Annotated in this window: 8 protein-coding genes; 3 read left to right on the forward strand and 5 right to left on the reverse strand. The window is 62.8% G+C overall.

Features of this window, described 5'->3' with window-relative positions:
- The 4 genes from WBH99_RS09435 to WBH99_RS09450 form a co-directional block, all read right to left on the reverse strand.
- A partial coding sequence (locus tag WBH99_RS09435) for a PDDEXK nuclease domain-containing protein (protein ID WP_424219829.1) occupies positions 1–687 on the reverse strand: 687 nt, incomplete at its 3' end.
- Complete coding sequence (locus WBH99_RS09440) at positions 684–3,452, reverse strand: class I SAM-dependent DNA methyltransferase (protein ID WP_424219830.1); 2,769 nt, start codon at positions 3,450–3,452, stop codon at positions 684–686. The genes WBH99_RS09435 and WBH99_RS09440, both read right to left, overlap by 4 nt.
- A 58-nt stretch (positions 3,453–3,510) precedes the next feature.
- Entirely contained in the window at positions 3,511–3,711 is a 201-nt protein-coding gene (gene mads1, locus WBH99_RS09445; protein WP_424219831.1) for a methylation-associated defense system helix-turn-helix domain-containing protein MAD1, read from the reverse strand.
- A gap of 524 nt (positions 3,712–4,235) precedes the next feature.
- Positions 4,236–5,567, reverse strand: coding sequence for a carbohydrate porin (locus tag WBH99_RS09450; protein ID WP_424219832.1), 1,332 nt, complete (start codon positions 5,565–5,567; stop codon positions 4,236–4,238).
- A 398-nt stretch (positions 5,568–5,965) separates the two neighbouring features.
- Between WBH99_RS09450 and WBH99_RS09455 the strand changes: the two genes are divergently transcribed.
- Both WBH99_RS09455 and ppsA read left to right on the forward strand, forming a co-directional pair.
- Positions 5,966–6,766, forward strand: coding sequence for a FadR/GntR family transcriptional regulator (locus tag WBH99_RS09455; protein WP_424219833.1), 801 nt, complete (start codon positions 5,966–5,968; stop codon positions 6,764–6,766).
- Between the two features lie 19 nt (positions 6,767–6,785).
- On the forward strand, positions 6,786–9,164 hold the full coding sequence (ppsA, locus tag WBH99_RS09460) for a phosphoenolpyruvate synthase (RefSeq protein ID WP_424219834.1): 2,379 nt from the start codon (positions 6,786–6,788) through the stop codon (positions 9,162–9,164).
- Positions 9,165–9,251: 87 nt separating this feature from the next.
- On the opposite strand, the gene WBH99_RS09465 is transcribed toward ppsA, so the two are convergent.
- Positions 9,252–10,043 carry a response regulator gene (locus tag WBH99_RS09465; RefSeq protein WP_424219835.1) on the reverse strand — a complete coding sequence of 264 codons (792 nt, stop codon included), beginning with the start codon at positions 10,041–10,043 and terminating at the stop codon, positions 9,252–9,254.
- A 154-nt stretch (positions 10,044–10,197) separates the two neighbouring features.
- On the opposite strand from WBH99_RS09465, the gene WBH99_RS09470 reads away from it, so the two are divergent.
- On the forward strand, positions 10,198–10,858 hold a 661-nt coding region (locus WBH99_RS09470; protein WP_424219836.1), incomplete at its 3' end, for a DNA-binding domain-containing protein.

The raw sequence follows: 10,858 nt of genomic DNA on the forward strand, positions 1-10,858 counted from the left end.
CAGCAACACCTGCCGCCCGACGAAGGCGAAGCCAGCGCCCAACTCCAGCAGGAACTCGGTGACGTGCTTGACCAGCGCATTTTCGATGGCACGCTCACCCGCTTCGCGGCTCAAGCCAAGAAAATCGAGGCGATACGGGTCTTTCAGCGATTCGCGCGCCAGATCGGACTGCGGCTTGGGCAAAGTCAGCTCGAAGTTGGTGGCGGCCTTGCCACTGCGCTCCAGTAAACGGGTTTCGATATGGAGGTTCAGCACGTTGCGCGACCAGCCGTGGGTAATGGCACTTTCAGCGTAGGCGAGCCGCTGTGCTCGGTCTTTCAACTGCGATAACAGCACCAGATTGTGCCCCCATGGCAAATGTCCAACCGCCTGTTGGACAATTTGCTCGTCGGGCCAGGCCGCTGCGAACGCCCGCATGTACATCAGGTTGGCGCGAGAAAAGCCCTTCATCTCCGGGAAGGCCGAGCGCAAGTCCTGCGACAGCCGCTCGATGACTTTCGCGCCCCAGCCCTGTGCGGCCTGCCGTGCAAGGATGTCCTGGCCAATCTGCCAGTACAGCAGCACCAGTTCGCGATTGACCGCCAGCGCGGCGCGTTGCTGGGCGGTGTGGATACGGGTTTTCAGGTCGGCGAGCCAGTCCATGTAGCCTTCGGGCGGGGGGCTCAGTTTCACGGGTTTGTCGCTCATGTGCTGGCCCCCGCTTTGCGCTTTCTGCCCTTGGCCGGCGCGGCCGTGGCGGTCATTTTGGTGTAGAGCTCGAACAGCTTTTCCAGCCGTTCGGTGTCGTTCCTGAAGCGCCGGCCGATGTAGATGCGCTCCAGCACTTCGTCGTTGCGCTCATGCGCGGCGCGCAGGTCGGCGGGCATGTGCTCGGGGTCGTACAGGTCGGCGATGGTGGCCGGAAAGTGGTGCTCGCGCGCCAGCAGGATGTCTTCGGCGCAGCGCGTGAGGTCGGCCTTGTTTTTCTCGGTCAGCGTCGGCACCGGGAAGGTGTTCCAGCCGAGGGTGTTGGAGTAGCGGTAGCGCGTTTCCAGCTTGCCGCAGACGGTGGCGATCCAGACCAGATGCAGGCGGCTGGCGATGATGGCCAAACACCATAACGGTGAGCCATACATCGCCAAATTGGGCGCCACTATTACTGTGCGGTCGTCAAAACATCCACATGGCAAGTATTCACGACGCTCAGACGACACGCTTGGCACAAGGATGGAAATGCCGGGCGCGTGTGGCGCAAATACAAAACGATGAGGAGACACTGCGGCATCGTTCGCTTGTTTACCTCGGCTCAAGGTCCGAGCTTGTCTCACTTTTTCTATTCTTTCTGCAATTTCCGGAACTGCTGAAGCATCGTCAACTTCCGAGTCGCCAATCCATAGGCACCATCGCGACTCGCCGCGTATGAACTCCTTAGCTCCTTCTAGCCGTCGGATAAATCGTTCGGCTTGAGAAAATTCCAAAAGAAGCTCGTCCACCTCCTTTCGAGACAGAATGAGGTTTCCATCGTCCGTTGCTTTGTTTCCTGACACCATCTCAGGCAGGCCCGAGATTTGAAAGTTTGATTTCCTAACAATCGTATCCGACGACGGCGTCAGATAAGGGCTAATGCTCGGGACGACTCGGGCAGTCTCACCATCGTAGAGCGTTGCACCACCGCTGGCGTCCGATTTTAAGCCAACAACAATGCAAGTGACCCCAGCATTATGAGCCGCGTTGTTACTCCATAGAAAGGACGTGTGAGCGAAAGAAATTCGATGCCCTTTCCCAAAAACGATAGGCCAAAGCATACCAACCTGTTCGCCTTGGCAGATCGAATTGGTTGTCACGAAAGCCGTGGCTGCGCGGGTTGCTTGAGCATATTCAACCGCTTTTACAATCCAGCTCGCTACATAATCCAAGTCCTTGTAGGTTGCCAGATAGCGCGAGAAAACCCGCGCCATGTCGTCCTTCTGAGACTGTGTTTGGTTGACGCTGCCCTGATAGGGTGGATTCCCGCAGATATACGTCTCCCCGCCCTCATTCTCGAAGTCGATCTCGGTCTGGTCGAGCGGCGTCTCGAACAGGTCGTCCGCCTGCACCTTCACACCCGCCCCGGTCGGCGGGCAGACGCTCAACCAGTCCAGCCGCAGCGCGTTGCCGCAGGTGATCCAGTTGTCGTTGCTCAGGGGCAGAAACTCGGCCAGGGCCAGCTTCTGGCCCCGATGCAGCACGTCGCACTGGTACTCGGCGATCACCAGCGCGAGGCGGGCGATCTCCGCCGGGAAGTCGCGCAGCTCGATGCCGCGAAAGTTGGTGAGCGGGATGTCCGAGGCGCGATCCGGCTCGCCGCGCCGCCGGTTGATCTCGGCCTCGATGGCGCGCATTTCCTTGTAGGCGATGACCAGGAAATTGCCCGAGCCGCAGGCCGGGTCGAAGACGCGGATTTTGGCCATGCGCCGGCGCAGGTTGAGCAACATGCGCGGGTTGTCGCCGGCATCCTGCAGTCTGGCGCGCAGGTCATCGAGGAACAGCGGGTTCAGCACCTTGAGGATGTTGGGCACGCTGGTGTAGTGCATGCCCAGTTCGCCGCGTTCCTCGTCCTCGGCGATGGCCTGGATCATCGAACCGAAGATGTCCGGGTTGATGCGGGTCCAGTCCAGGCCACCGACGTGCAGCAGGTAGGATCGGGCGATGCGACTGAAGCGCGGCACCTCGGTGCTGCCGGAGAACAAGGCGCCGTTGACGTAGGGCAAGCCCTCGGCCCAGCGCGGGATGCCGGCGGCGGCGCGTTCCTCGCGCGGGGTGTTCATGGCGCCAAACAGCGTGGCGATGACTTCGTGCGTGTTGGACGAATCCTTGGCGCTCATCTGCGCCACGGTGTCGGTGAACTTGCCCTTGCCGCCAAAGATGTCGGTGTCTTCGGCGAAAAAGCAGAAGATCAGCCGCGCCATGAAGTGGTTCATGTCGTGGCGACGCTGCGCCGTGCCCCATTCGGGGTTGTCCTTGAGCAGCTCGACGTACAGGCGGTTGAGGCGGCTGGTGGCGCGGATGTCGAAGGCGTTTTCGCTGATCTGGCGGACGGTGCTGATGCCCGCCAGCGGCAGGAAGAAGCCGAAATGGTCCGGAAAGTCCCTGAATGCACAGGCGACGGTCTCGCCGCTCGTCAGGTCTTCGGCCTCGAAGTCGATGCCGTCGGTGGCGAGGATGAACTTCGCCTTGGCCTTGGCTGTGGCCGGGCTGGCCTTGAGAGCGGCGAGCGTTTGGGTCACCCGCCCTGCGTCGCAGGTCAGGATGTGGATGTTGCTGGTCTGAAGAACACCGCCGAGGTCAGACTTGTTCGACGCCCCCGCGCGCAGGCGCTTGATGGTCGTCGCTTTGTTGCCAAACGCCTCAAGGAAGGCATAGGGGAACTCTGCGCTGTCGAAAGGCTGCTCCGCCAGGTCTGTGATGGCTTGTTCGATTTCTACGGCGTTCATGGGCGTGTAGCCCTCCCTCTGAGCGAGCCCGCCTGGCTGTTGCTGTTCTGCGGGGTGCTCATGTCTTGTCCTGCGTTTTCTCGGCTATCTGCGCGGCAATCCAGCGATCCAACTCGCTGCGACGAAACCGCCAAGTCCCGCCCAGCTTGAATCCCGGTATCTCCCCCTGCTGGGCCAGCCGGTAGACGGTCTTTTTCCCTGCCTTGAGGTAGACCGCCACTTCATCGAGCGTGAGGATTTCGTCTTCAGGTTGTTTCATGTCAGCCGGCTCGTTTGGTGTCGCACGGCGAAGTCTTCCAGAGTCTGGCCAAGTTTATCATCTGACCCACCCGAATGAATGCAGCGCCCTGCAGTCGCCCCAGTGTTATCCGATGATTAACGCCCCCAGGCCGAGGCTTTCTTCCGCACGTTCAAGTACCGTCCCGGCTATGCCCGCAAGGGCTTTTAGGGCTTTGCGGACCTGGATGCGGCATGCCAATGGTTGATGAATTTCGTGCGTGGGTACAACGTCTAGCATCGCCACCCGGCCATCAAGTTCGTCACTTCAGCGCAGCGCCATGCCGGTGCAGGCCAGGCCAAAACCAGCAAGCCGGAACGCGGGTCTGGCAAAACGCGCAACTGGAAACAACCGGAGATCGTCTGGCTGAACCAGGAACGACAAATGAATGATCCATCAAAAAAGACGGCGGGATGAACGTGACGATTATTTTGACAACCAGCGCTGCGCGATTCCGCGCTTACCGTCGAGCCGATGCGCATGCCGCTGGCGGGGAGTGGGTGGGTTTACAGGGCGAGGTCGAGCCGGATGCCGGCGACGGTGGCTTTGGGTCGCGCCAGGTCGCCGCCCGGATGCCGGAAGCGCTGCACCACCGGCTGCACCGCCAGCCAGCGGTTCACCTGATGGCGGTAAGTCAGTTCCCAGGCGCGCTCGCTGCTGCTGGCGGCGATGCCGGCCGCCGCCTGGGCCTGGATGAACTTGTCGCTGAGTCCGGCGCGAGTGTGGGCGAGGCCGAGGATGTCGTCGGCGAGACCCGGCAGCGGCCCCTTGAGGCGGATGCCGATATTTTGCGTATGGCGGATTGCCGTCGAGTCGCCATCGCTGGCACTGACGCGGTAGAAGGCCGAGATGGCGCCGATGCGGGAGCCCGACAGCAGCGTCTGCTCGGCCAGTGCGTACCAGCCCCGGCTCTTGCGTCGCAGCGGCTTGCCGGCGGCATCGGTATCCACCAGGTCGTCCGCCTTGGCGCTGTAGCCCCAGACGCCGACGGCGTATTTGCCGAAACTGTCGGCGGCCAGTTCGTGGGCCTTGGTGACCGGGTCCACCGGCACCCCCACATCGGGCGTGGTGGGCTCGAAGACGTGGCCGGCTTCGCCGGGTTGGTAGCCGATCTCGGCAATCGACATGATGCCGTCGCCGCGATGGAAGGCGATATGGGTGCCCCTGGGGTGGGCCGGATCGCCGGGAACGCCGTCGAGAATCGCGCCCTGGGCATACCGTGAACGGTCGGCGGCGGTCCATTTCAGGCGCAGGCCGACGGCCGGATTGTTGAAAATCGACGGCCCCCGCGTCAGCGCCAGATCGGCCAGGGCGCCATAGGGCGGCTGCACGAAGACGCTGGCGGCATCCATCACCATGAATTCCGAGTCGATCGGGTAGAGGCCGGCGAGCAGTGCCCATTGCTTGTCGGCGAAATCCTTCTGCACCCAGGCGTGGAACAGGCGCTGGGTGGAAACCGGGACTTCGATATTGCTGACGCCGAGCAGGCTGCCGGTCATGTCGGCATTGAGCTTCGAGCCGTAGTCGCCGATCAGGCTGAAAAAGGCCGTGGTGTCGGCCCAGCCCCAGAGTTTGTCCAGGTCGGCGGCCATCTTGAGTTCGAGATGGATCATCGGCTGGCCGCCCCGCTGCAGGCCGCCGCTCGTGTTGCGCAGGGCGTCGATGCGATAGACGCCTTCAAGGGCAATGCCCTGGCGGTAGAGATCGGCGCGGCGTCCGCCCCAGTCGCCGCTGAGGGTTTCATTGACGTAGTCAGGCACCGGCTTTGCGTCGGCGGCGATGGCGCAGGGAGCGGCGAGGCCGAGCAGCATTCCGAGGGTGGCAGCGGGCAAACGCATGAGCGCGAGCGGAGCAGTTGACGACCGCGGCTACTGTAACGGCCCCGGGTACTGCCGCACAAGCCTGTTCGGACGCCGCCCGGGGATCGAACCCTCCCCCCGGCAGGTGCCAAGGTCCTTGGCCCGTTTTCGGGACGCGGATTTTGGCCGGGCGGCGGACCCGGGCGCTGAAGCCATTCAGGGCTCTTTTCATGCCGGGATGACGCCCGGTTCCGAGACCGGTCGGTGCCCTCAGAAGCGCTTTGGTAAATTGGTATTACCACCACAATCGATTTTGAAAACTGACATGAATGCAGGGTGTTGGGCGAAATGTTTTGTTTGATGCGGGTATTGTCAGGGCGCAATCCGGCGTTTAGAATTGCCTGGTCTTACCAATCAGGGCTGACCTGGCCTCTTTCATGAGCACCGCCAAACTTTCCGTTCCCAGAATCTCCGACGCCATCGCCGAATCCCTTGAGCGCCGCATTCTCGAAGGCTCCCTGAAGCCGGGGAATCGCCTGCCGCCTGAACGTGAACTGGCCGCCGAGCTGGGGGTTTCCCGCCCCTCGTTGCGAGAAGCGATCCAGAAGCTGGCCTCGAAAGGCATGCTGCAAAGCCGCCAAGGCGGCGGCACCTTCGTGACCGACCGGCTCGATTCCACCTTTTTTGATCCCTGGCAGGAAATGCTGGGGGCTCACCCCAATCTGCGCGAAGACCTGCTGGAATTGCGCCGCATGCTCGAAGGCCAGGTGGCCGAGTGGGCCGCCGAACGGCGCACCGACGAGGACATGGAGCGCCTGACCCAGACTTTCGAAGCGCTGCAGGCGGTCTTTGACGGTGAAGACCGTAAACGCCAGGCCGCCTGCGACATCGCGTTTCACCAGGCGATTGCCGACGCTTCCCACAACGTCCTGCTGGGCCACCTGACGTCCACCCTGCTGCGCCTGATGGAAGAGAACATCTGCCTCAATCTCACCGAGCTGGGCAATGTCTCCCGGGCCTTTTCCCTGCTCGAGGCCCAGCACGCCCGCCTGTTTGAAGCCATCCGCGACCGCCGGCCCGGGGCGGCCCGCTCCGCCGCCGAGGTGCATATCGATTTCGTGCACGAGAGCCTGGCCCAGTCCCTGCGTTCGGCCGCCCGCCGCGAAGCCGCCACCCGGCGCCTCAAGGGCAATGATTTCTCCACCGATTCCAGCCATACCCACCTGTCTTCCAATTGAATCCTGAAAGGAAACCTCGATGAGCGACAACTACGTCATTCCCTTTGAACGCCTGCGCATGAGCGATGTGGACCAGGTTGGCGGCAAGAATGCCTCCCTGGGCGAAATGATCAGCCAGCTGGCGGATTCCGGTGTGCGCGTGCCCGGCGGCTTTGCCACCACCGCCCATGCCTACCGGGTGTTCCTGGCCCAGAGCGGCCTGGACAAGAAGATCGCCGATGCCCTGGAACACCTGGACGTGGATGATGTGAATGCCCTGGTGGCCTGCGGCGAAAAGATTCGCCAGTGGATCATCGACACTCCCTTCCCGATGGACTTTACCATCGCCATTACCGAGCAATATCAAAGGCTTGTTGCTGATTCTTCAAGTGACATGTCGTTCGCGGTGCGATCGAGCGCCACTGCCGAAGACCTGCCCGATGCCTCTTTTGCCGGCCAGCAGGAAACCTTCCTCAACATCGTCGGCCTGGACAACATCCTGCACGCCATCAAGGAAGTGTTCGCTTCGCTCTACAACGACCGGGCCATCTCCTACCGGGTGCACAAGGGCTTCATCCATGCTGACGTGGCCCTGTCTGCCGGCATTCAGCGCATGGTGCGTTCCGACAAGGGCGCCGCCGGGGTGATGTTTACCCTGGATACCGAATCCGGCTTTCGTGATGCCGTCTTCATCACCTCCAGCTACGGCCTGGGCGAGACCGTGGTCCAGGGCGCCGTGAACCCGGACGAGTTCTATGTGCACAAGCCCATGCTGGCGGCCGGCAAGAAAGCCGTGATCCGCCGCAATCTGGGTTCCAAGATGATCAAGATGACCTTTTCCAGCGAGAAGGTGGCCGGCAAATCCACCATCACCGAGGACGTGGCCGAGGCCGAGCGCATCCGTTTCTCGATCAACGACGCGGAAGTGGAAGAGTTGGCCCGCTACGCCATGATCATCGAACAGCACTACCAGCGGCCGATGGACATCGAGTGGGGCAAGGACGGGGTGGATGGCAAGCTGTACATCCTGCAGGCCCGGCCCGAGACCGTGAAGTCCCAGGAAGAAGGCCCCAACCGCCTGGAAAAATTCAAGATCAAGTCCTTCTCCAAGGTGCTGGCCTCCGGGCGCGCCATCGGCCAGAAGATCGGCGTCGGTCCGGTGCGCATCGTCCATGACCCCAGGGAAATGGACAAGGTCCAGCCTGGCGACGTGCTCGTGGCCGACATGACCGACCCCAACTGGGAACCCGTGATGAAGCGGGCTGCCGCCATCGTCACCAACCGGGGCGGCCGCACCTGTCACGCCGCGATCATCGCCCGGGAACTGGGCGTACCCGCCATCGTCGGTTGCGGCGATGCCACCGAGACCCTCACCGAAGGCGAGATCGTCACCGCCTCCTGCGCCGAGGGCGATACCGGCCACATCTACCGGGGCAAGCTGGATTTCGAGGTGGTGACCAAGGACATCTCCGCCATGCCCGACCTCCCCGTCAAGGTGATGATGAACGTGGGCAATCCGGAACTGGCCTTCGAATTCGCGCAGCTACCCAATGCCGGCGTCGGTCTGGCGCGGGTGGAGTTCGTCATCAACAACGTGATCGGCATCCACCCCAAGGCGATCCTGGACATCGAGCGTCTGCCCGCCTCCAAGCGCGAGGAGATCCAGCGCCGGGCCCGGGGCTATGCCAGCCCGGTGGATTTCTTTGTGGAAAAGCTGGCCGAAGGCGTGGCCACCATCGCCGCCGCTTTCTGGCCCAAGCCCGTGATCGTGCGCCTCTCCGACTTCAAGTCCAACGAGTACAGGAAGCTCTTGGGCGGCGAGCTGTATGAGCCCGAGGAAGAAAACCCCATGCTCGGCTTTCGCGGCGCCTCCCGCTACATCGCCCAGTCTTTCCGCGACTGCTTCGAGATGGAATGCCGGGCGATGAAGAAGGTGCGCGAAGAGATGGGCTTTACCAACGTCTGGCTGATGGTGCCCTTCGTGCGCACCCTGGACGAGGGCCGGGGCGTGGTCGAACTGCTGGCCGAGCACGGCCTGAAGCAGGGTGAGAACGATCTGAAGCTGATCATGATGTGCGAGATCCCCTCCAACGCCCTGCTGGCCGACGAGTTCCTGGACATCTTCGATGGCTTCTCCATCGGCTCCAACGACCTGACCCAGCTCACCCTGGGCCTGGACCGCGATTCCGGCCTGGTGGCCAACCTGTTTGACGAGCGCGACCCGGCCGTCAAGAAGCTGCTGGCCATGGCCATCGCCACCGCCAACAGGAAGGGCAAGTATGTGGGCATCTGCGGCCAGGGTCCCTCCGACCATGCCGACCTGGCCGAATGGCTGATGGATCAGGGCATCCAGAGCATGTCCCTGAATCCGGACACGGTGGTGGACACCTGGCAGCGTCTGGCCAGCCACAGGAAGTAAGGCACCCGCGGCGCAGCGAGGCCGGGGAAACCCGGCCGTACTCGGCCCGGAGCTGGCGGGGCGCTTGAGGGGTGGCGGATGGGTGGTTCAGGCCTGGAAGCCGAGCAGTTTTCCCACGGCTTCCGTGACCTTGGCGGGGTCGAAGGGCTTCAGGATATAGCCACTGGCACCGCGCTGGCCGGCAGCTTGAATGGTCTCCCGGCTCATGTGGCCGGTAATCATCAGCACCTTGCTTGTTGGCTCACTGCGCTTGATCTGGGCCAGGGCGTCCAGGCCATTCATGACCGGCATGTCCATATCCAGGCAGACCAGATCAGGCTTGTGGCGGACTACGGCGGCCACGGCCTGCCTGCCGTCGGAGACGGCTTCGTGCACCCGGATGCCGGCCTGGCTGAGGATGGAAACCAGCAACAGGCGCATGGCAGCGCTGTCGTCGGCGACGACGGCGGTGGCCCGGGCTGCCTCATGGGCAGGAACCGGCGTGTCCCCCTGGCGCCGGAGCAGGGCGCGGGTATGGGTGACCCTGCGGATTTCCCGCAAAATCTGCTCGGGGGTGAAGGGTTTGCGGATGAAACCGGCAATCCCGGCTTCCGCCGCGTCGGCCTCCAGGGTCGGGTTGGTATCCCCGGTAATCATCACCACCGAAGTATCGGGATGGGTAACGACGATCTGTTTCAGGAGATCAAGCCCGTTGCTGCCCGGCAGGTTGTAGTCCAGGCAGACCACGTCGGGCTTCAGCCGGCCGATGCTCTCGACGACGCCTTTGCCATGGCTCAGCTCCCCGATGATCGGGTAGCCTTCGTTGGTGAAGAAAGTGCGGAGGGCGGCGCGTAGCGAGGCTGCATCGTCCACGATCAGGATGCTGGGTTTGCCGGACATGGGCAGGAATCCGTGTCATTTTCAGAACACGACTGCACCAATTGAATGGGCATAACGGCTGTTGTGCAGCCCACTCCTGACAGACCGATATCAGCAGTCGGCTGCACCAATCTCGTCTATGCTTAATACTCGTGTGCACCAAAGCGAGGTGAGCATGGCGACCGATACCGTACCGATTGCCGAGCACGGCGTAGCCACCCTGCCAGAACAGGCATGGGAGCGAGCGCGTCGTCGTGCGGAGATCATTGGGCCGCTGGCGCAGTCGGAGACGGTCGGGCATGAAGCGGCCGACGCGGCAGCCCAGGCACTGGGTTTGTCCCGGCGGCAGGTCTACGTCCTGATCCGCCGTGCCCGGCAAGGTTCGGGACTGGTCACTGACTTGGCTCTTGGGCAGTCGAGCGGTGGCAAAGGTAAAGGCCGCTTGCCGGAGTCGGTCGAACGCATCATCCGCGAGCTGCTGCAAAAGCGCTTCCTGACCAAGCAGAAGCGCAGCCTAGCGGCGTTCTACCGTGAGGTCGCGCAGGCTTGCAAAGCGCAAAAGCTGCGGGTGCCGGCGCGCAACACCGTGGCGTTGCGAATCGCCGGCCTCGATCCGCGTGAGGCCGTTCGCCGCCGAGAAGGCAAGGATGCGGCCCGCAACCTGCAAGGTGTCGGCGGTGAGCCTCCCGCCGTTGCCGCGCCACTGGAACAGGTGCAGATCGACCACACGGTCATCGACCTGATCGTGGTGGACGAGCGCGACCGGCAACCGATTGGCCGTCCGTACCTCACCATTGCCATCGACGTGTTCACCCGCTGCGTGGTCGGCATGGTGG

The organism is Azovibrio sp. (assembly GCF_049658005.1).
Classification (GTDB): Bacteria; Pseudomonadota; Gammaproteobacteria; order Burkholderiales; family Rhodocyclaceae; genus Azovibrio.

Excerpts from the sequence above, each read along its gene's own strand:
- WBH99_RS09450 (WP_424219832.1), bottom strand. The coding sequence starts at position 5,567 with ATGCGTTTGCCCGCTGCCACCCTCGGAATGCTGCTCGGCCTCGCCGCT.
- WBH99_RS09440 (WP_424219830.1), bottom strand. The coding sequence starts at position 3,452 with ATGAACGCCGTAGAAATCGAACAAGCCATCACAGACCTGGCGGAGCAG.
- WBH99_RS09465 (WP_424219835.1), bottom strand. The coding sequence starts at position 10,043 with ATGTCCGGCAAACCCAGCATCCTGATCGTGGACGATGCAGCCTCGCTA.
- ppsA (WP_424219834.1), top strand. The coding sequence starts at position 6,786 with ATGAGCGACAACTACGTCATTCCCTTTGAACGCCTGCGCATGAGCGAT.
- WBH99_RS09455 (WP_424219833.1), top strand. The coding sequence starts at position 5,966 with ATGAGCACCGCCAAACTTTCCGTTCCCAGAATCTCCGACGCCATCGCC.
- mads1 (WP_424219831.1), bottom strand. The coding sequence starts at position 3,711 with ATGAAACAACCTGAAGACGAAATCCTCACGCTCGATGAAGTGGCGGTC.